Origin of the sequence: Streptomyces sp. SAI-170, from assembly GCF_049739565.1 — a bacterium.
Classification (GTDB): Bacteria; Actinomycetota; Actinomycetes; order Streptomycetales; family Streptomycetaceae; genus Streptomyces.
This window is the reverse complement of record NZ_JBMGQD010000001.1, coordinates 3,151,214-3,172,399: the sequence shown is the minus strand read 5'-3', so window position 1 is coordinate 3,172,399 and position 21,186 is coordinate 3,151,214. Positions and strand designations below refer to the sequence as shown.

13 protein-coding genes and 1 pseudogene are annotated in these 21,186 nt (G+C 72.3%); 5 read left to right on the top strand and 9 right to left on the bottom strand.

Annotated features, from left to right (window positions below):
• Positions 1–32: 32 nt before the first annotated feature.
• Positions 33–3,296 carry a tetratricopeptide repeat protein gene (locus RKD23_RS13965; protein WP_424853981.1) on the bottom strand — a complete coding sequence of 1,088 codons (3,264 nt, stop codon included), beginning with the start codon at positions 3,294–3,296 and terminating at the stop codon, positions 33–35.
• 353 nt (positions 3,297–3,649) lie between these two features.
• Between RKD23_RS13965 and RKD23_RS13960 the strand changes: the two genes are divergently transcribed.
• Positions 3,650–5,680, top strand: coding sequence for a thioredoxin domain-containing protein (locus RKD23_RS13960; RefSeq protein WP_424853980.1), 2,031 nt, complete (start codon positions 3,650–3,652; stop codon positions 5,678–5,680).
• Between the two features lie 44 nt (positions 5,681–5,724).
• Here the strand turns inward: RKD23_RS13960 and RKD23_RS13955 are convergent, their stop codons facing one another.
• Positions 5,725–6,732: a GtrA family protein gene (locus RKD23_RS13955; RefSeq protein WP_424853979.1), complete on the bottom strand. Its 1,008-nt coding sequence runs from the start codon at positions 6,730–6,732 to the stop codon at positions 5,725–5,727.
• Positions 6,729–7,994, bottom strand: a complete 1,266-nt coding sequence (locus RKD23_RS13950; RefSeq protein ID WP_424853978.1) for a glycosyltransferase — start codon at positions 7,992–7,994, stop codon at positions 6,729–6,731. Before RKD23_RS13950 ends, RKD23_RS13955 begins: the two co-directional genes overlap by 4 nt.
• A 330-nt stretch (positions 7,995–8,324) precedes the next feature.
• Here RKD23_RS13950 and RKD23_RS13945 point away from each other — a divergent pair, with 330 nt between their 5' ends.
• Positions 8,325–9,782: an ArnT family glycosyltransferase gene (locus RKD23_RS13945; protein WP_424853977.1), complete on the top strand. Its 1,458-nt coding sequence runs from the start codon at positions 8,325–8,327 to the stop codon at positions 9,780–9,782.
• Between the two features lie 36 nt (positions 9,783–9,818).
• Positions 9,819–12,251 (top strand): galactose oxidase-like domain-containing protein, encoded by a 2,433-nt coding sequence (locus RKD23_RS13940; RefSeq protein WP_424853976.1) that lies wholly within the window; start codon positions 9,819–9,821, stop codon positions 12,249–12,251.
• On the opposite strand, the gene RKD23_RS13935 is transcribed toward RKD23_RS13940, so the two are convergent.
• From RKD23_RS13935 to trhA, 5 genes are all read right to left on the bottom strand, one after another.
• Positions 12,238–12,558 carry a hypothetical protein gene (locus RKD23_RS13935; protein WP_424853975.1) on the bottom strand — a complete coding sequence of 107 codons (321 nt, stop codon included), beginning with the start codon at positions 12,556–12,558 and terminating at the stop codon, positions 12,238–12,240. The genes RKD23_RS13940 and RKD23_RS13935 overlap by 14 nt on opposite strands.
• 49 nt (positions 12,559–12,607) lie before the next feature.
• A complete protein-coding gene (locus RKD23_RS13930) occupies positions 12,608–13,339 on the bottom strand; it encodes a Mut7-C RNAse domain-containing protein (protein WP_424853974.1) in 732 nt (243 codons plus the stop codon).
• A 34-nt stretch (positions 13,340–13,373) separates the two neighbouring features.
• The gene (locus RKD23_RS13925) at positions 13,374–14,012 is read right to left on the bottom strand and encodes a TetR/AcrR family transcriptional regulator (protein ID WP_424853973.1); all 639 of its coding nucleotides are present in this window, start codon (positions 14,010–14,012) and stop codon (positions 13,374–13,376) included.
• The gene (locus RKD23_RS13920; protein WP_424853972.1) at positions 14,009–15,448 is read right to left on the bottom strand and encodes a DHA2 family efflux MFS transporter permease subunit; all 1,440 of its coding nucleotides are present in this window, start codon (positions 15,446–15,448) and stop codon (positions 14,009–14,011) included. Before RKD23_RS13920 ends, RKD23_RS13925 begins: the two co-directional genes overlap by 4 nt.
• Before the next feature lie 115 nt (positions 15,449–15,563).
• Entirely contained in the window at positions 15,564–16,277 is a 714-nt protein-coding gene (gene trhA, locus RKD23_RS13915) for a PAQR family membrane homeostasis protein TrhA (RefSeq protein ID WP_424853971.1), read from the bottom strand.
• Positions 16,278–16,606: 329 nt separating this feature from the next.
• On the opposite strand from trhA, the gene RKD23_RS13910 reads away from it, so the two are divergent.
• The gene (locus RKD23_RS13910; protein ID WP_424853970.1) at positions 16,607–18,430 is read left to right on the top strand and encodes a phosphoenolpyruvate carboxykinase (GTP); all 1,824 of its coding nucleotides are present in this window, start codon (positions 16,607–16,609) and stop codon (positions 18,428–18,430) included.
• Positions 18,431–18,720: 290 nt separating this feature from the next.
• Positions 18,721–20,766: a calcium-binding protein gene (locus RKD23_RS13905; RefSeq protein ID WP_424853969.1), complete on the top strand. Its 2,046-nt coding sequence runs from the start codon at positions 18,721–18,723 to the stop codon at positions 20,764–20,766.
• Between the two features lie 3 nt (positions 20,767–20,769).
• Here the strand turns inward: RKD23_RS13905 and RKD23_RS13900 are convergent.
• A pseudogene (locus RKD23_RS13900) lies at positions 20,770–21,137 on the bottom strand (hypothetical protein); the annotation flags it as partial.
• Positions 21,138–21,186 lie beyond the last annotated feature (49 nt).

Sequence of the window (21,186 nt, the reverse complement as noted above, 5' to 3'; positions counted from 1 at the left end):
GGCTGTCCGGCCCGCCCCGCGGCCTGCATGCTCTACGACGCCGCCCGCGCCGCCAGCACCCCCATCACCTCGCGGGCGTGCCGGTCCGGCACCATGCGTAGACGCCACGCCTGCCAGCCGGCCTCCAGGCTCACGCCGCGCTCCAGCAGCAGCTGGAAGGCCTCGATGAAGTCGTCCAGCTTCTCGTCGCGCAGCCCGTGCGTGTCGCGGGCCAGCTGGGCGAGCTCCTCCTGCGCCACCGCCGTACCGACGTCGACACCGCCGGGGGCGGCGTACGGCAGGAGGGTGCAGCGCAGGAAGCGGGCCCAGTCCTCGCCGCGGCGGTCGCCGTAGCCGGCGAACAGGCCGAGCGCCTCGTCGCACAGGGCGAGGGCCTGCGCGGTGCGGGCGTTGCCCGCGTCCACCACCGCCAGCTCCAGGCACGTCCACGCCTCGCCGTGGGCGACGCCGATGCGCTGGAAGTCGGCTCGGGCGTCGACCAGCAGTTGGCGGGCGAAGCCGGAGTTGCGCAGGGAGCCCGTCTGCGCGGCCCGCTGGTCACGGGTCACCCGCGCCGAATGATGCCGGGCGCAGGCGAGGCCGTAGACGTCCCGCATCCGGGAGAACATCGTGCGGGACCGTTCCAGCGCGCGCACCGCACGGTCCAGGTCGCCGGACTCCTCGAGCGCCTGCCCCAGGTAGTACAGCGTCCAGGCCTCGCCGCGCGCGTCCTCGTTCTCCCGGTGCCGTGTCTCCGCCTGGCGCAGCCCGTCCGCCGCGGGCGTGATGTCGCCCGCCACCAGCCGGGCCCGCGCCAGCTGCGTCAGCGCCCACGCCGTACCGCGGGCGTCGCGGGTACGGCCGTACAGCTCCAGGGCCGCGCGCAGCTCCGACTCCGCGCGCGGTACGTCGCCCAGGCGCAGCCGCAGCTGGCCGAGCTGGTAGTGCGCCCAGGCCTCGCCGTGCACGGACTCGCCCGAGCGGTGCAGCTCCAGGGAGCGGTTGAGCAGGTCCAGTGCCTCGGAGAGGTGTGCGCGGTCACGCTCCACCGCCGCCAGCGCGTGCATCGTCCAGGCCCGGTCCGTGGTCAGCTCGGGCGCGGCCTGAAGATCGAGCGCCTCGCGCAGCTTCGCCGACGCCTCGGTCAGATTGCCCTGGTGGTGCAGGGTGATGCCGAGCGAGCACAGGGCGCGCGCCGCACCCGCGTCGTGATGCGCCTCCCGGTACAGGTCCACCACCGACGCCAGCGTGGTGCGTGCCCGGTCCAGCTCGCCCAGCTGCCGGGCCGCGATGCCCGTACGCCACTGCACCGAGCGCAGCAGCAGCCCCTGGTCCACGGCCTGCGCCAGCTCGCTGATCTCGCCCAGCCGGTACAGGTCGCCGCGCAGCAGGCAGTAGTCGCACAGCGCGCCCAGCAGGTTCAGCACGGCCGCCTGGTTCACGCCCTCGGCGTGCCGCAGCGTGGAGGTGATGAAGCTCGACTCGTCGTCCAGCCAGCGCAGCGCCTCGTCCAGCGACGTGAAGCCGTGCGGCCCGAAGCGGTCCGAGCGGGTCGACATGTTGCCGTCGACCAGGCGCAGCACCGAGTCGGCGAGGTCGGCGTAGTTCACGATCAGCCGCTCCTGCGCGGCCGTACGCTCCGCCGGGTCCTCCTCGTCCAGCAGCCGGGCGTGCGCGAAGGCGCGTACCAGGTCGTGCAGCCGGTAGCGGCTGCCGCGGACATGGTCGAGCAGGCCGGCCCGGGACAGCGCCTCCAGATGCCGGGTCGCCTCCGCCTCGTCCGTGGCGAGCAGCGAGGCGGCCGCGGCCGCGCCCAGCGAGGCCCGTCCGGCCAGCGCGAGCCGCCGCAGCAGCCGCCGGGCCGGCTCCGGCTGGTCGGTGTAGCGCAGCCACAGCGCACGCTCGACCGGCTCGACGGGACCGTACGCCCCGAGATCCGAGGCCAGCGCCCGCGGCGACCGCGCCCCCGCGGCAGGCGAAGCGCCTGCGCCGGGCGAAGTCCCCGCGGCAGCCGGTGAAGCCCCCGCCACCAGCGACGACCCCGCGATCCGCAGTGCCAGTGGCAGCCCGCCGCACAGCTCGCGGATCTCCTCGGCCGCCACCGCGTCGTACGGGCCCCCGCCGGCCCCGTCCGCCCCCAGCAGTTCCTCCGCGCCCGCAGCGTCCAGCGGCTCCACCGCCAGCTGATGCACCCACGCCGGCAGCTCCGCCGACAGCTCCAGCGGCCGCCGCGCGGTCACCAGCACCAGGCTGTCGGAACGCTCCGGCACGAGCGTGCGCACCTGCTCCGGATCGGAGGCGTCATCGAGTACGACGGTGACGGGCACGCCCGTCAGATGCTGGTGGTACAGCTCGCTGAGCCGCTTGACCTGCTGGTCCGCCGACGAGCGCTCCCGGAACAGCAACTGCTCGCGCGGCGCGCCCAGCCGGTTCAGCAGATGCAGCAGCGCATCGCGCGTGGACAGCGGAGGCTCCTCCGGGCTGTCGCCGCGCAGGTCCACCAGGCAGGCCCCGCGGAACTGGTCGCGCAGATCGTGCGCGGCCCGCACCGCCAGGGTCGTACGGCCGCTGCCGGACGCCCCGTGCAGCACCACCACGGTCGGCCGGGTGCTGGTGCTGGCGCGGGCCGCCTGCACCCACTGCCGGATCCGCGCCAGCTCCTGGCGCCGCCCCGCGAACGGCCCCGACGGCTCGGGCAGATGCCCGAACGACTGCTCCAGCACGCTCCGGCCCCGCGCCGCCGCGCTCTTGTCCGCGCCGAGCAGCTTGGGCCCGGTCTTCTTCGGGCCGGTGGACGCGGCCAGCACGCGCTGCTGGTCGAGGAAGGGCCGGATCCCGCGCACCTCCAGCGCGGTGAGCCACTGCAGCCGCAACTGCTCGGGCCCGCCGGGCTGCCCGGCCGCGCCCGCCCGCCGGTGCGCGGCCGGCAGATGGGAGCCCGCCACCTTCACCACGGTCGCCGCGGCGCCCACCACCCCGACGGTCGCGCCCGCGCTCAGCGCGGTCCCGCCGCCGGTGCCCAGCGCCAGGTCGGCCACCACCGCGGCGCCCGCGGCGACGGCCGCCACCAGCAGCGGAGTGCCGCCGCCCTCGCGCGCGTAGCGCTGCCCGAAGGTCAGCCGGCCGGCGTCCGACTCGTCCAGCGCGCGCACATAGGCGGCGTACTCGTCGGCCGCGGCGCCCGCCATCGTGTCCAGCGACGCGCGCGCCCGGGCCAGCAGCACCTTGCCGTCGCTGCGGCCGCCCGACCGGCGCACCTCCTCCTCCACGGCCCGCACCAACAACCGCTCGGCCTCCGCCCGATGACCGTCCCTCATGTCATGTCCCCCTCCGGCGCCAACGGCGTACGGGGTCAAGTGTGCGGCGCGGGGAGCAGCGGGGCGAGGGGGCGGCATGTGGTCGAACTGTGGGGGAGAGGCGGCGAGTTGGTGATCCGCGCGGGTCACCCGGCCTGGGCCGGTGCCGTCGCACCGGCTCGGGGACCTCGACCGCCGCGGCCGCCGGAGCGCAGGCCGCCGTGCGGCACGGCCCCGGCCCCGGCCCCGTCGCCTTCGCCGCCGGCCTGACCCGCGGCGGCACGGACGCCCGGCGGCGGGACGCCGAGGTGCGAGGAGACGGCCCGGGGCACGCCTGGCGCGTGACGGGAGGGCCCCTGCGGCAGGATGGGGGTATGCCGAACCGACTGGCTCATGAGACGTCCCCGTATCTCCTCCAGCACGCCGACAACCCGGTCGCCTGGTGGCCCTGGTCGCAGGAGGCGTTCGAGGAGGCGCGCAAGAGCGGGAAACCGGTCCTGCTCAGCGTCGGGTACGCGAGCTGCCACTGGTGCCATGTGATGGCGCACGAGTCGTTCGAGGACCAGGACACCGCCGACTACCTCAACGAGCACTTCGTGAGCGTCAAGGTCGACCGCGAGGAGCGCCCGGACGTCGACGCCGTCTACATGGAGGCCGTGCAGGCGGCGACCGGGCAGGGCGGCTGGCCCATGACCGTGTTCCTGACGCCCGAGGGGGAGCCGTTCTACTTCGGGACGTACTTCCCGCCCGCCCCGCGGCACGGCATGCCGTCCTTCCGGCAGGTGCTCGAAGGGGTGCGGCAGGCCTGGGACGAGCGCCGGGACGAGGTCGCCGAGGTCGCCGGGAAGATCGTGCGGGACCTGGCCGGTCGGGAGATCGACTTCGGCGGCACCGCGGCGCCCGGCGAGCAGGAGCTGGCGCAGGCGCTGCTCGGGCTGACCCGCGAGTACGACGCGCAGCGCGGCGGCTTCGGCGGGGCGCCGAAGTTCCCGCCGTCCATGGTGATCGAGTTCCTGCTGCGGCACCACGCGCGCACCGGCGCCGAGGGCGCCCTGCAGATGGCGCAGGACACCTGCGAGCGGATGGCCCGCGGCGGCCTCTACGACCAGCTCGGCGGCGGCTTCGCCCGCTACTCCGTGGACCGCGACTGGATCGTGCCGCACTTCGAGAAGATGCTGTACGACAACGCCCTGCTGTGCCGGGTCTACACCCACCTGTGGCGCGCCACCGGCTCCGAGCTCGCGCGGCGGGTCGCGCTGGAGACCGCCGACTTCCTGGTCGGCGAACTGCGCACGCCCGAGGGCGGTTTCGCCTCGGCGCTGGACGCCGACAGCGACGACGGCACCGGCAAGCACGTCGAGGGCGCCTACTACGTCTGGACGCCGGCCCAGCTCCGCGAGGTCCTCGGGGACGACGCCGATCTCGCCGCGCAGTACTTCGGCGTCACCGAGGAGGGCACCTTCGAGGAGGGCGCCTCGGTGCTCCAACTCCCGCAGCAGGAGGGCGTCTTCGACGCTGAGAAGGTCGCCTCGATCCGTTCCCGGCTCCTGGCCGCCCGTGCCGGGCGTCCCGCTCCCGGCCGGGACGACAAGGTCGTCGCCGCGTGGAACGGGCTCGCCATCGCCGCGCTCGCCGAGACCGGCGCCTGTCTGGAGCGGCCGGACCTCGTCGACGCGGCCCTCGCCGCCGCCGACCTGCTCGTCCGCGTCCACCTCGACGACCACGGCCGTCTCGCCCGGACCAGCAAGGACGGCCGCGTCGGCGCGAACGCCGGTGTCCTGGAGGACTACGCCGACGTCGCCGAGGGCTTCCTGGCGCTGGCCTCGGTGACCGGCGAGGGCGTCTGGCTGGACTTCGCCGGGCTGCTCCTGGACCACGTCCTGACCCGGTTCGTCGACGCGGAGTCGGGCGCCCTGTACGACACGGCCGTGGACGCCGAGCGGCTGATCCGGCGGCCGCAGGACCCCACCGACAACGCAGCCCCCTCCGGCTGGACCGCCGCCGCGGGCGCCCTGCTGTCGTACGCCGCGCACACCGGGGCCGAGCCCCACCGGGCCGCCGCCGAGCGGGCGCTGGGCGTGGTCAAGGCGCTCGGACCGCGGGTGCCGCGGTTCATCGGCTGGGGCCTGGCCGTCGCCGAGGCGCTGCTGGACGGGCCGCGTGAGGTCGCCGTCGTCGGCCCCGCGCTCGGCGACCCGGCGACCCGCGCCCTGCACCGCACCGCCCTGCTGTCCACCGCGCCCGGTGCCGTCGTGGCGTACGGCGTCCCGGACAGTGAGGAGTTCCCGCTCCTCGCCGACCGCACGCTGGTGGGCGGCGCGCCGACGGCGTACGTCTGCCGCAACTTCGTCTGCGACCTGCCGGTGACGGACGGCCAGGCCCTGCGGGAGAAGCTCAGCCAGTAGGAGAGGGGCCCCGTGCGGACGGGGCCCCTTCCCCACCCGCCGCGTCAGCCCACCGGCTCCGGCGCCGCCACCCGCGCGGGGACAGTTCCCGGTGTGTGCGGCCGGCGGTACAGCAGGCGGTCCACGACCAGGAAGCGGGCGGTGAAGACGAGCACCATCGCGAGCGCCGTCGCCGGTACGGCGGTCATGCCCGTCGTGCCCATCAGCAGCGCGGCGAGCGGGATACGGGCGACCAGGTCGACGTTGCCCACCGCCGCGAACGACAGCAGGCGTACGGCGCGTCGGCGATGGCGCCGCTGATCGCGGTAGACGAGGGAATCGATCAGCGTGAAGTTCCACAGCAGCCCGGCCTGGTTGGCGAGGATCTCCGCCGGGGTGTAGGCGAGTCCCCAGCCGTGGAGCAGCCACAGCAGGAGCAGGTTGGGCGCGAAACCGGACAGCCCGATCAGCCCGAAGACGATCGCCCGGGCCCTCGGATCGGCGGTGCGCAGGGCGACGAGGTGGCGCAGAAGGTGCAGCCCCTTCGACCCGGCCTCACGGGTGTGCCGCCCGCCGAACGTGTACGGCACCTCGGCGATGCCGCGCGGACGGCAGCGTACGGCCAGCTCCAGCAGGATCCGGTGGCCGAGCGGCTGAGGGCCGTCGGCCGAAGAGGCCGCCCGTTCGACCGCCGCCCTGCGGATCGCGAAGAGCCCGCTCAGCGGGTCGCTGAGCCCGTGCAGGGCGCGCGGGAACACCGACTTGGCGAGCAGCCGCCGGTGGCCGCCGCCCGCGCCGGAGCCGCCGGCCACGACGAGCTCCGCGCCGGTCGCCTCCCCCTGGGCGATCAGCGCGGGTATCAGCTCCGGCGGGTGCGGGAGGCCGGCGTCGAGGACGACGATCCAGGGCGCGGTGGCCCGCTGAACCATCTGCCGGGTGTCGTCGGCGAGCACGACCTCGAAGCGCAGGCCGGCCGGCATCCCGGCGCGGACCCGGGTGAGCAGTTCGGGGATGTCGGCGGATCGGTCGAAGGCGGGGACGACGACGGAGACATCGGCGGTCTGCGCCGTCACCGGACCTCCTGGGGCTGAGGCGCCGGCTGCGCGAGGTGGGCGCCGACGTGGGAGGTCAGCTCCCAGTCGCGACGGCCGGTGTACTCGCGCCACACGGCCCGCAGCGCGGCGGCCGCGAGGATGACGGCGTAGACGGGCCCGCCGAGGATCAGCTTGGCGTAGTGGCCGAAGCCGATCCGGAAGCCGTACTCGCGGCCGAAGTCGTGCAGCGCGACCGCCTCGAAGACGATCATCGCGGCCATCGGCAGCATGGGCAGCCAGGCGAACATCGAGAACGGCAGCGGGACGCCGCCGATGACGGCGAAGAGGATGCCGAGGGGGATCATCACGCCGGTCGCGGCCTGCACGAAGGGTGTGCTGAGGGTGTAGCGGGCCAGCAACCGCTGCCCCACGCCCGGCAGTTGACGCCATTCGCCCTTGCGCAGCACCTGGAGGAAGCCCTGGTTCCAGCGGGTGCGCTGCTTGTAGAGCGCCTTGACGGAGTCGGGCGTCTCCTCGCGGGTGACGAGCGCGGAGTGGTAGGCGACGACGACCTTCGCGCCGCCGGAGGAGAGGCGCACGCCCAGGTCGCAGTCCTCGGCGAGGCAGTTGCCGTCCCAGCCGCCGGTCTCGCGCAGCAGATCGGATCGTACGAAGACGGTATTGCCGCCGAGCGGGATGAACCCCTTGCGGGCGTGCAGATGCAGCCGGCTGCGGAACCAGAAGAAGTACTCCAGGCAGTTGCGCAGGCTGTACCAGCTGCTCTCGTAGTTGATGAGCTGGACTCCGCCCTGCACGACGTCGGCGTCCTCCCGGCGGAAGGCGAAGTCGACGTGGGCCAGCAGCTCGGGGTGGACGACGTCCTCCGCGTCGAAGACGCCGACGACCTGGCCACGGGCGTACGGCAGGGCGGTGTTGAGGGCGCGGGGCTTGTTCTTCTTCTCGTGGGTGTCGACGACCGTGCGCACGACACCGGGGTGCTCGGCCTCGAGCTCGTGGGCGATGGCGGAGGTGCCGGGGTCGTCGTGGCCGACGATCAGGATGATCTCGTAGGCGGGGTGGTCGATGCGCAGCATCTGCTCGACCGTGTGCCTGAGGACCGCCTCCTCGTGGCGGGCCGGCACCAGCAGGGTGAAGGACAGTTCGGCGCGGCCGTCGGGTGCGGCGAAGGCCGTCGACTCCAGTGTCTCGGGCGTGCGCCAGGCGTGCAGCATCCACCACAGTGTCACGCCGGCGGCGGCCATGAGCACGATGGAATCGATGAACAGCACAACGGAGACCATGAATTCCCCCCTTGGTCTTTCTGGTCATCCTTGCTGTGAAACGGTGGTGCGAATCGGCCGAAGCTAGCAGGTCGTTATTTCCCCCGCAATGGCGCCTTGAGGTGCTGATCCTCGCCTCGCCCGGAATTTGGTGTTCCCCTCAACCTTGGCCGGAACCTGTGTCATGATGTGCCGGCATGCCTGATTCCGGGGGGTTTCAAGGTGGGGACAGCCGTGTCGCACACTCGTGTGCGCGTCAGATCCGAGTTCGAAGCTTCCGAAAGTTCTCCTTCCGTTTCCCGGCCTCGGCGCCGGGATTTGTTTCGCCGCGATTATTTCTGGGTCACACCTGTGCTCGCGGTCGGCATTCTGGTCCGGGCCCTGGGAATAGGGAATTTCCCCTTCCCCAACGACGACGAGGGCACCTATCTCGCGCAGGCCTGGGCCGTACGGCACGGCGAACTTGCGCATTACACCTACTGGTACGACCACCCGCCGCTGGGCTGGATACAGCTCGCCGGGGTGTCCTGGCTGCCCGAGTGGCTGCTGCCCGATCTGCCCGCCTACGTCCAGGGCCGGATCGCCATGCTGCCCGTGGCCGCCGCCGCGAGCGTCCTCGTCTTCGTGATCGGCCGGCGCCTCGGACTCGCCCGGCCCACGGCCGCCGCGGCGATGCTGCTGTACGCGCTGTCCCCGCTCGCGGTCGTCCTGCACCGGCAGATCTACCTGGACAACTTCGCCGTCCTGTGGGTGCTGGCCGCGCTCGCCTTCGCGCTCTCGCCGCGCCGCCATCTGTGGCATCACGTGGCCGCCGGTGTCGCCTTCGCGCTGGCGGTGCTCTCCAAGGAGACCATCGCCGTCCTGCTGCCCGTGCTGGTCGTCGCCCTCTGGCAGGGCAGCCACCCCAGCACCCGCAAGTTCTCCCTCGCCGGGTTCGGCTCCGGCTTCGTGCTGACCGTCCTGTTCTATCCGCTGTACGCCCTGCTCAAGGGCGAACTGCTGCCCGGCGCGGGACATGTCTCGCTGCTCGGCACGCTGAAGTTCCAGCTCGGCGGCCGTGAGGGCAGCGGCTCCGCCTTCCAGGACGGCACCGACGCGCACCGGCTGTTCACCGACTGGCTGGAGCGCGACCCGTACCTGCTGATCGGCGGGGCCGTGGCCGCCCTGGTCGCGCTCGCCGTACGACGGCTGCGGCCCGCCGCGCTCGCCGTGCTGGTCCTCGCCCTGGTCGCGCTCAGGCCCGGCGGCTATCTGCCGCAGATGTACATCGTCCAGGCCCTGCCGTTCCTCGCCCTGACCGCCGCCGGACTGGCCGAGGCGCTGGTCACCCGGCTGCCCCGGACGTCCGGGCGGGCCTGGCTGCGGCCGGCCGCGGCGGTCGCCGTCCTCGCCGCAGGAGCCGTACTCGCCGGACCGCACTGGTACGAGCACGACCGCGCGGCCACCACCGCCGACGACAACAGCGTCTACCGCGAGGCGGCGCGCTGGCTGCACGACGCCGAGGTCGGGGACCGCGGCCAGGTCCGGGTCGTCACCGACGGCGTGCTGTGGCTGGACGCCGTCGACGCCGGCCACCGGCCCGGCACCGGTGTCATCTGGCACTACAAGCTCGACCAGGACCCGGCCGTCACCGCGACCCTGCCGCACGGCTGGAAGGACATCGACTACGTCCTGTCCACGCCCGCCCTGCGCGGCGAGCGCGAGCATCTGCCCACCCTGCGCGACCTGTTCGCGCACGGCACGCCCGTCGCCACCTTCGGCGAGGGCAGCGGCAGCATCGACGTCCTGCGCATCCGCGACGACGGCTGACCAGGGCCTCTTCAAGCACCAAGGGGGGACGAACCTGTGCAGTACCCATCCCGAAGGCCGGCACGCGGAAGAACCACCCGCCTGCTGACCACCGCTCTCATCCTGTTCGCCGCCGCGCTCGGCCTCGGCCCGCTCGGCGCCCAGCCCGCCACCGCCGCCACCAACCTGGTCAGGAACCCGGGCCTGGAAGTCCTCGACGCCGGCTCCCAGTTCCCGCAGTGCTTCGAGAAGTCGGGCTGGGGCGACAACGACTACAGCTTCACCGTCACCGACGACGCCCACGCGGGGGACCGCGCCGTACGCATCGCGCTGACCCGGCGCGCGAGCGGCGACCGCAAGACGATGATGCTGGAGAACTCCTGCGCCCCGCAGGTCACTCCGGGCCACCAGTACGACCTGTCCTTCTGGTACAAGTCGACGACTCCCGACGTGGCGTTCACGATCTTCCGCCACGACACCGACCTCGGCTGGGTCTACTGGACCGACCTCAAGACCCTGACGCAGTCGGCCGCCTGGGCCCGCACCGAGGTGCGCACCCCGGTCATCCCGCCGGACACCGACCAGGTGACCTGGGGCGGCGCCCTGTACGGCGTCGGCACCCTGACCACCGACGACTACGCGATGACCGACGCCACCGTCCCCTCCGGGTCCGACCCCTGCCAGGCGGGCGGCACGGGCCCCGAGTGCAAGGGCGAGTGGACCGTCCAGACGCTCCGGTCGCCGGTGCGCGCCATCCACTCCGTGCTGCTGCACAACGGCAAGGTGCTGCTGATCGCCGGCTCCGGCAACGACCAGGACGCGTTCCGCGCGGGCACCTTCAAGACCTCGCTGTACGACCCGGTCGCCGGCACCTACACCGCCATCCCCACGCCCGAGGACTTCTTCTGCGCCGGGCACGTCCAGCTCCCGGACGGCCGCGTGCTGGTGATGGGCGGCAACAAGGACTACGCGGCGCCCGACGGCAGCGTCGGCTACAAGGGCCTGAAGACCTCGTACGTCTTCGACCCGGCGCTCAACAAGTACGTCAAGGTCAACGACATGCTGGCCGGCCACTGGTACCCGTCGGCCACCGCGCTGGGCAACGGCGACGTCCTCTCCCTCGGCGGCCTCGGCGAGGACTCCTCCGGCACGGTCGTCAACGAGCACTTCTCCTACGCCCAGAACAAGTGGCTGCCCATGGGCGAGGCCAAGCAGGCCTGGTCCTTCTGGGGCCTGTACCCGTCGATGATCCTGCTCCAGGACGGCCGCCTCTTCTACACGGGCAGCCATGTCTTCGGCGGCGGCCTGCCCGGCTCCGGCGCGTCCGTGTACGACTACGCGGCCGGCACCATCGCCGACGTGCCCGGCCTGCGCAGGAAGGACGAGCGCGACCAGTCCATGTCGGTGCTGCTGCCGCCCGCCCAGGACCAGAAGGTCATCACCATCGGCGGCGGCAACCACACCGTCTCGCCCGACGCGCACCGGCTCGTCGACGTCATCGACATGAAGGCCGGCTCCCCGGCCTACGTGCCCGGACCCGACCTGCCGCAGGGCCACTACCAGAACGGCAGCCCGCAGACCGGCGACCAGGGCAAGGTGTACGTCTCCGCGGTGATCCTGCCCGACGGCAAGGTCCTGGAGACCGGCGGCGCCCTGCACACCTACCGCGAGGACCCCGTCTTCGAGGCGTCCCTGTACGACCCGGCCACCAACGCCTTCGAGCCGGGCCTGGCCACCGACCCGGTCCCGCGGACCTACCACTCCTCGTCGGTGCTGCTGCCCGACGGCCGCGTCATGAGCATCGGCAACAACCCGGGCGACGGCTCCTTCGACCAGCGCGTGTCGATCTACAAGCCGCCGTATCTGTTCAAGGGCCCCCGGCCGCAGATCACCTCGCTGCAGAACACCGCCTGGACGTACGGCAGCACCCAGCGCATCACCGTCGACAAGCCGGTGGTGAAGGCCTCCCTGATCCGCCCGGCCGCGGTCACCCACTCCTCCGACCCCAACCAGCGCTACGTCGACCTGCCGATGACCGTCGACGGCACCACGATCGACCTCAGCCTGACCAGCAACCCCAACCTGGCCCCGCCCGGCTGGTACATGCTGAGCGTGGTCGACGCCGACGGCGTGCCCTCGGTGTCCCGGTGGGTCCGCGTCGGCGCCGCCGGCCAGGTCGCCGAGGCCCGCGTCCAGGCGTACGCCACGGACCTGGAGGAGGAGGCGGCCACCAGCGGCGGCCACGACCACCAGCACCACCAGGGCATGAAGATGCCCCAGGGCTACGACGGCTGCGACCACTCCTACGGCACCATCAGCCAGTGCGTGCCCTGGAAGTTCCCGGCGATGCCCAGCTCCGAGCGCTGCACCTGGCTGAAGCAGAAGGGCTACGGCACGAAACTCACGGTCCACGGCCGCGACCGGCACCACCTCGACCGCAACGGGGACGGCGTCGCCTGCGGCAAGGGCGACACCGTCAGGCGCCGCTGAGAATCAGCGCACCCAGCGTGAGCTGAGCGCCCCACTGCACCAGCACGGCCCCGAACCTGGCGTACGACCACCGGGTTCGGGGCCATGCCAGTGCCAGCACCCCGGCCCCGGCCGCGGTCCAGAAGAAACCCCACACCACCGCGCCGGGAACCGTCGAGCAGTGCTCTCCGTACATCAGGCAGCGGCCGCCCCGCTCGGTGCTGAGCACGACGATCCAGCTGAGGACGACCGTCGGCAGGAGCAGCAGGAGTCCGTACGTGGACCAGCGGGTCAGCTGCCGGGCGGGGGACGGGGGCGAGGTGTTCATGCCGCCCATCCCAGCGCACCGGCCGGGCGCTCGGGATCGTCGCGGCTGCTCAACCCCGCTGAGTACGCATACTCAGCGCGCCCTCCACAATCGCCTCCAACTGGTCGTGGTGGGCGCCCTTCCAGTAGGCGCGCCCGCAGTCGCGGCACTGGGCGAACACGTCGTACGTGCGCTGCGTGCCGTGTTCGAGCTGGTCGGCGACCTCGTCCTTGGTGGCCTCGCGCAGCAGCCCGTTGCAGGCGGTGCACCGGGTCCAGGGGCGCAGCTCGGGGTCGAACCGGTCGAGGACGTCGCGGAGTTGCTCCTCGGGGCGGGTGCTGTAGATGTAGGCGCCCGCCCACAGCTCGCGGCGCCGCAGCAGGCCCCGGTCGCGGCTGAGCATGACCCGCTGCTCGGCGGCGGAGCGCGTGGCGAGCGCCGGGTCGCCGATGTCGGTCGACTCGTAGGCCGTGTCCACGCCGAGCAGCCGCAGCCGGCGGGCGAGGGTGCCGAGATGCACGTCGAGCAGGAACCGCAGGGGAGCGCCGGGCACCGGCTGGGGCCGGGCGACCGGACGCACGCTCACCCTCTCGCCGTCGCGCGGGACGTGCCCGACCGGGGTGTCGCGGCCGTCGACGAGCAGCGCGCCGACCTCGGTGAGCGGCACGCCGAGGGACTCGACGACATGACCGAGGGTCGAGACGCCGTCGGTGCGCAGGGCGGTGGGGCCCTGGCGCCGGTCGGACGGGACGAACAGGGCCAGTTCGGGGGCGAAGTCGACGTGGATCTCGGGTGCGTTCACCTGATCAGGATGGCACGCGACCCTGGGCCGGCTCTCAGGATTTCAGGCGGGGCAGCCCGTGCTGCAGGACGTTCAGCGCACGGTCGACGAGGTCGGCGAAGTCGTCGCTGTGGTCGTTCTCCGCCCAGTACAGGGTGGTCTCCATCAGGGCGCCGACCAGCGACATGGCGGTCACCCGCACCTCCAGGCTGTCCGGGTCGCGGCCGGTGCGCTCGCCGATGGCGCTGCAGAGCACACGGCCGGTGACCGACATGCTCTCCATCATCCGCGAGCGCACCGCGGGCACCTGCACCATGAGGTGGGTGCGCAGCCGTGCCACCTCGGCGTCCTCCTCGATGCCGGTGCGCACGGCCTCCCGCAGCATGTGCCGCACCGAGTCCGGCCAGGGCTCGTCCACGGGCCGGGCCCGCAGCTCCTCCAGCAGGATCGGGTCGTACTCGTCCGTGAGGACGATGTCCTCCTTGGTCGGGAAGTAGCGGAAGACGGTCGACGGGGACACCTCGGCGCGCTCGGCGATCTGGTCGATCGTGGTCGCGTCGTACCCCTGCTCCCTGACCAGCGCGTACATCGCGTGCCGGATCGCCTCACGCGTCTTGATCTTCTTGCGCTCGCGCAGGCTCAGCTGGGGGCGGTCGGCGGGGGAGGTGCTCTGTGCGGCCGTCATGCTGGTCATTGTCGGGCATCCGCCTTCGCCGCGGCCATCTCCGGTGCGGCCACCTCCGCCGCGCTGCGGCCCGGCAGGAACAGGGCCGCCCCCAGCGCGGCGACCAGGGCGGTGACCCCGCTGACCAGCAGGGCCAGGTCCATGCCGTGCACATAGGCGCGGTCGGCGGACGCGGCGAGGCTCGCCGCGTCCAGCTCACCGGCGAGCAGGCTGCCCAGCAGCGCGATGCCCAGTGCGGCGCCCACCTGACGCAGGGTCATCAGCAGCCCGGAGCCGCTGCCGGCCCGGTCGGCGGGCAGCGCGCCGATCGCGCCGGACATGGCCGGGACGACGGCCAGGCCGAACCCGGCCCCGGCCAGGGTGAGCCACAGCGCGGTGAAGCCGTAGCCGGACTCCACCGTCGTACGGCTGCCCAGGAGTCCGGCGAAGGCGAGGACCACCATGCCGACGCCGACCACGGACCGCGTTCCGCAGCGCACGACCAGCGGCTGCGCGGCCCGCGCGGTGACGAGCAGCCCGCCCATCATCGGCAGCAGCCGCACCCCGGTGCCGAGGGCGTCATGGCCGAGGACGGCCTGGAGGTACGCCGGCAGCACGAACAGCAGGCCGGACAGCACGAACATCACCACGGTCGCGGCGAGTGCGGGGAACAGGAAGCCGCGCTGGGCGAGCAGCCCCATGTCGAGCATCGGCCGCGCGGAGCGCCGCTCGCGCAGCACCAGCAGGGTGATGAGTACGGCGGCCAGGGCGAACCCGGCCAGGACCAGCGAGTCGCCCCAGCCCCGGGTGGGGGCCTCGATGATCGCGTAGACGAGGGCGCCGAGGCCGGTCGCGGTGAGCGCGGTGGAGAGGAGGTCGACCCGCGGGGAGGCCGGGTCGCTGGTCTCCGGCAGCAGGAACACGCAGGCCAGGACGCCGAGGGCGGCCATGGGCACATTGACCAGGAAGACCGAGCCCCACCAGAAGTGGTTCAGCAGCCAGCCGCCGAGGATCGGGCCGACCGGCAGGCCGAGCGTGGAGGCGGCGGAGACGATGCCGACGGCCTTGGTGCGCTCCTCGGCCGCGAACAGCGAGGGCAGCACGGACAGCGAGAGCGGGGTGACCAGCGCGCCGCCCACGCCCATGACCGCGCGGGCGGCGATCACCCAGGTCACGTCGTCGGCGAGGGCACCGAGAAGCGAGCCGGCGAGGAAGATCCCCAGCCCGGTGATCAGCATGCGGCGCCGCCCGAAGCGGTCGCCGAGGAGTCCGGCGGGCAGCATCAGCGCGGCGAAGACGACGACGTACGCGTCCGCCATCCACTGCGCCTCACCCGTACTGGCGCCGAGATCGGCGGCCATCGTCGGCAGGGCCACGTTGAGGATCGTCATGTCGAAGCCGAGCGTGAGCATGCTCGCGACCAGAGCGCCGAGAGCCCACCAGCGGCGTGGATTGAGAGTAACCATGAAATGAGAGTAGCTCTCAAAATCTAGGGACTGTCAATCGGTGGGCGGTTTCCGGGCATACGAAAAAGGCCACGGCTCAGGTGAGCCGTGGCCTCGTCGAGGAGGGGTGCGCAGGTTATGCGTGCTGGTAGGCGACCAGCGAGATGCCCACGTAGTGGGTGATGAAGGCGGCCAGCGTGAACGAGTGGAACACCTCGTGGAAGCCGAACCAGCGCGGTGAGGGGTTGGGGCGCTTGATGCCGTAGATGACGCCGCCGGCGCTGTAGAGCAGACCGCCGACGATCACCAGGACCAGCACCGCGATGCCGCCAGCGCGCATGAAGTCGGGCAGGAAGAAGACCGCGGCCCAGCCCATGGCCAGGTAGCAGGGGGTGTACAGCCAGCGCGGGGCGCCGACCCAGAACACCCGGAAGACGATCCCGGCCGCGGCCGCGGCCCAGATGCCCCACAGCAGCCACTGCCCCTTGGCGCCGGGCAGCAGCAGCATGGTCAGCGGGGTGTAGGTGCCCGCGATGATCAGGAAGATGTTGGCGTGATCCAGCCTGCGCAGGACGCCGTCCATGCGCGGGCTCCAGTTGCCCCGGTGGTACAGCGCGCTCACGCCGAACAGCAGACAGGCGGTCAGGGCGTAGATGCTGCAGGCGAGGCGGCCGCGCGGGGAGTCGGCCAGCGCGGTGAGCGCCAGGCCCGAGACGAGCGCGGCCGGGAACATGCCGAGGTGCAGCCAGCCACGGAGCTTCGGCTTGATCGGATGCGACGGAGAGGGCGCGACGGAACCGCGGCCGGCGGCCGGCGTGTCCAGAGGCGCGTCGGTGGCGGACGCAGTCATACACCGAATCGTACCTACGGAACCGTAAGTTACGGGCCTCTGTGGGCAGATGAACCGGCGAAGAGTGGCCATCGTCTCATGCCCGTCCGTCCTGTGTCTGCGCCCTGTCAAGGCAAAGAACTTTCTGCCGAACGCCATGTGGACGCAAAGAAGCGCCGCTACACGTGGCGATCCTCACTCTGCTCACCTGTGAGCTCCTCTGGACAGATGGGCGCGAACGTCGGATGATCAAATGAGTGCGGTCGGCACCGGATGAGCAGCTGCGAAGCATCCGGGTCGCGGCCCCCACGGGGCAGACAGGACAAAAAACCCTCTTTCTAGGAGCAATCGTGGCGCGAGACATCGCGGCTCCCTCCGTCGTCCCCACCAACCACCAGGAACTGGTCACCTGGGTCAACGAGATCGCCGAAATCACGCAGCCGGACAACGTGGTCTGGTGCGACGGATCCGAAGCCGAGTACGAGCGGCTCTGCGAGGAACTGGTCGAAAAGGGCACGTTCCGCAAACTCGACCCGATCAAGCGCCCCAACTCCTACTACGCGGCCTCCGACCCCACCGACGTGGCGCGCGTCGAGGACCGCACCTTCATCTGCTCCGAGAAGGAGGAGGACGCGGGCCCGACCAACCACTGGAAGGCCCCCGCCGAGATGCGGGAGATCTTCTCCGGTGAGAAGGGCCTGTTCCGCGGCTCCATGAAGGGCCGCACGATGTACGTCGTGCCCTTCTGCATGGGCCCCCTCGGCTCCCCGCTGTCCGCGATCGGCGTCGAGATCACCGACTCCGCCTACGTCGCCGTCTCCATGCGCACCATGACCCGCATGGGACAGCCCGTCCTCGACGAGCTCGGCTCCGAGGGCTTCTTCGTCAAGGCCGTCCACACCCTCGGCGCCCCGCTGGAGGAGGGCCAGGAGGACGTGCCGTGGCCCTGCAACTCCACCAAGTACATCTCGCACTTCCCCGAGTCGCGCGAGATCTGGTCCTACGGCTCCGGCTACGGCGGCAACGCCCTGCTCGGCAAGAAGTGCTACGCCCTGCGCATCGCCTCCGTCATGGCCCGCGACGAGGGCTGGCTCGCCGAGCACATGCTGATCCTCAAGCTGACCCCGCCGCAGGGCGAGTCGAAGTACGTCGCCGCCGCCTTCCCGAGCGCCTGCGGCAAGACGAACCTCGCCATGCTGGAGCCCACCATCTCCGGCTGGACCGTGGAGACCATCGGCGACGACATCGCCTGGATGCGCTTCGGCGAGGACGGCCGTCTCTACGCCATCAACCCCGAGGCCGGCTTCTTCGGCGTCGCGCCCGGCACCGGTGAGCACACCAACGCCAACGCGATGAAGACGCTGTGGGGCAACGCCGTCTTCACCAACGTCGCCCTCACCGACGACAACGACGTGTGGTGGGAGGGCATGACCGAGGAGGCCCCGGCCCACCTCACGGACTGGAAGGGCAACGACTGGACGCCGGCGTCCGAGACCCCGGCCGCCCACCCCAACGCCCGCTTCACCGTGCCCGCCTCGCAGTGCCCGATCATCGCGCCCGAGTGGGAGGACCCCAAGGGCGTCCCGATCTCCGCGATCCTCTTCGGCGGCCGCCGCGCCAGCGCCGTACCGCTGGTGACCGAGTCCTTCGACTGGAACCACGGCGTCTTCCTCGGCGCCAACGTGGCCTCCGAGAAGACCGCCGCCGCCGAGGGCAAGGTCGGCGAGCTGCGCCGCGACCCCTTCGCCATGCTGCCGTTCTGCGGCTACAACATGGGCGACTACATGGGCCACTGGGTCGACGTGGCCAAGGGCAAGGACCAGTCCAAGCTGCCCAAGATCTACTACGTCAACTGGTTCCGCAAGAACGACGAGGGCAAGTTCGTCTGGCCCGGCTTCGGCGAGAACAGCCGTGTGCTGAAGTGGATCGTGGAGCGCCTGGACGGCAAGGCCGAGGGCGTCGAGACCCCGATCGGCGTGCTGCCGACCAAGGCCGCCCTGGACACCGACGGCCTCGAACTGTCCGAGTCCGACCTGGACTTCCTGCTCACCGTCGACAAGGACGTGTGGCGCGAGGAGGCCGCCCTGGTGCCCGAGCACCTCAACACCTTCGGCGACCACACGCCGAAGGAGCTGTGGGACCAGCACCGCGCGCTCGTGGAGCGCCTGGGCTGACGACCCCCACCGAAGGGGCGCCCGAGCGGCGCCCCACCGGGTGGCCGACGCCACCCCCACATTCCCCCGCGGCCGGCCCCGATGGGAGCCCTGACCAGTGATCGTCACGGCCGGCCGCGGGAGGCGGCACATCGTCACGAACCGTGGCCCCGCACAATGGCGTGCGGGGCCGTGCTGCTTCCCCGCCGACGGCGGGCACCTCACCCACCGGGATGGATTCCTGCGTCCGGTGAGGGCAATGCCGGTCGTGGCGTGCGCCCGTGTGTGTGAGCGGCGCGAGGCTGTCGCCCATGCTCACACCCCACACGCGAAGGGCGCGGCGCCACCCCGGGTCCCTTCCGGCCCGGGCCGGGACCGTCGCGGCGACCGTCCTGGCACTCGTCCTGACCCTCCCCGGCACCGCGGCCGCGGCACCGGGCGACCTCGACACCACGTTCAGCGGTGACGGCAGGGTCGCCACCGACTTCAACGGCGGCTCCTACGACGAGAGCCGTGACATGGCCGTCCAGGCCGACGGCCGGATCGTCACCGTAGGCCTCACCCAGCACCCCGGGACCGGCGAGATCGACTTCGCCCTGGCCCGATACCGCACCGACGGCAGCCTGGACCCCGAGTTCGGCGGGGACGGCCGGGTGATCGCCGATGTGCGCGGCGGGGAGGACGTCGCCAACGGGGTCGCGGTGCAGCCGGACGGAAAGATCGTCGTGGTCGGCCGCAGCGCGGACCCGGAGACCTTCGAAACCAGGTTCACGGTGACCCGGTTCAACCCCGACGGCAGCTTCGACACCGGCTTCGGCTCGGGCGGCGTGGTCCTCACGAGCCTCCCGGCGACGCAAGGCTCGGGCGAGGCGCACGCCGTGCAGCTGTACGGCGACGGCCGGATCCTCGTCGCCGGGCTGAGCGGCTTCGAGTACGGCCCGTCCGACTTCGCGGTGGCCCGCTACCACTCGGACGGCAGCCTCGACACGGACTTCGCCGGCGACGGCACGGTGACCACCGCCTTCGCGAACGGTGCCTCGGCCGCCTACGACGTGGCGCTGCAGTCCGACGGGAAGATCGTCGCCGCCGGCCGCGGCAGGTACAACTACCCCGCCAACGCCTCCGACTTCGCGGTGGTCCGCTACACCGCCGACGGCAGCCTCGACACCGGGTTCGACGGCGACGGCAAGGTCGTCACCGGCTTCGGTGAGGCCGACTCGGCGGGCGGCGTGAAGGTGCAGCCCGACGGGAAGATCGTCCTCGCCGGGAGCAGCGACTTCGACTTCGCCCTGGCCCGCTACGCCTCCGACGGCGCGCTCGATCCCGGGTTCGGCGGCGACGGCAAGGTCGTCACCGACTTCGCCGGCGGCTCGTTGGACGGCAGCTCCGACCTGGCGTTGCAGTCCGACGGCAAGATCGTCGCCGCCGGTATCAGCCAGGCCGACTTCGCGGTGGCCCGCTACAACCCCGACGGCAGCCTGGACCCCGCTTTCAGCGGCGACGGCAAAGTCACCACCGATGTGGACAACGGCTTCTTCGACGTCGCCAACGCGGTGGCGATCCAGTCCGACGGCAAGATCGTCGCGTCGGGCAACACCGGCGACGACGGCGGTCTGGTCCGCTATCAGGTCGCCGCGGCGCCGCCGGGCGCGGACCTGTCGGTCACCAAGACCGGCACCACCACCATGAGCATCGGCAGCCGTGCCACGTACACCGTGACCGTCACCAACAACACCGCCGGCACCTCGGCGACCGGCGTCACCCTCACCGACACGCTCACCGGCCCGGCCGGCTCGGTCATCTCCGCCACGACCAACCGGGGCAGCTGCACCACCAACGCCGACGGCGCGGTCTGCAACCTCGGCACCCTCGCCCCCGGCGCCGCGGGCGCCGCCACGGTGACGATCGTCGTCGAACCGCGCGCCACCGGCACCCTCACCGACCGGGCCACCGTCACCTCCACCACGTCCGACCCGACGCCCGGCAACAACACGGCCACCAAGACGACGACGATCGACAACGCCCGCGGCTGCACCCGAATCGGCACCAGCGGCAACGACACCATCACCGGCACCTCCGGCACCGACGTGATCTGCGCCCTCAGCGGCGACGACACCGTCAACGCGAGCTACGGCAACGACACCGTCTTCGGCGACTACGGCAACGACCGCCTGGACGGCGGTTTCCAGGACGACCGGCTCGTCGGCGGCCCGGGCAACGACACCCTGACCGGCAACTACGGCAACGACCGGCTGGAGGCCGTCGACGGCGTCTCCGGCAACGACACCGCCAACGGCGGCCCCGGCTCGGACACCTGCACCACGGACTCGGGCGACGCCCGCATCAGCTGCCCCTGACCCTCACACGGTGCCGCCGCCACGCTCCTCCAGATAGCGGGTGTGCGACTCCTGGCGGCGGGCCTCGCTCTCGCGCAGGTCCGCCGCCAGCCCGTCAGTTCCTTGTGCAGCGCGGAGAGCTGCCGTTCCAGATGGTTCTCCGGCGCCTCCTGCCCCGGCGCCGGCCGGCTCCACCGGCGGGTGCGGACATACGCGTCGACGGCCTCGGGCACGTCCTGCCGTACCGCCCGCGACAGCGCATGCAGCCCCTCGGGGTCCCGGGCCGGCAGCTCGGCCCCCCGGTCCGGGTCGAGCAGGGCGGCCAGCAGTGCCCTCAGGTCGTCGAGCCGCTCGGCGGCGCCGGACGGCAGCTCGACCGCCAGGAGATAGCCGGACCCCGCCTTTCCCCCGGACCGGTCCACGACCCCCCGCCAATCGGCC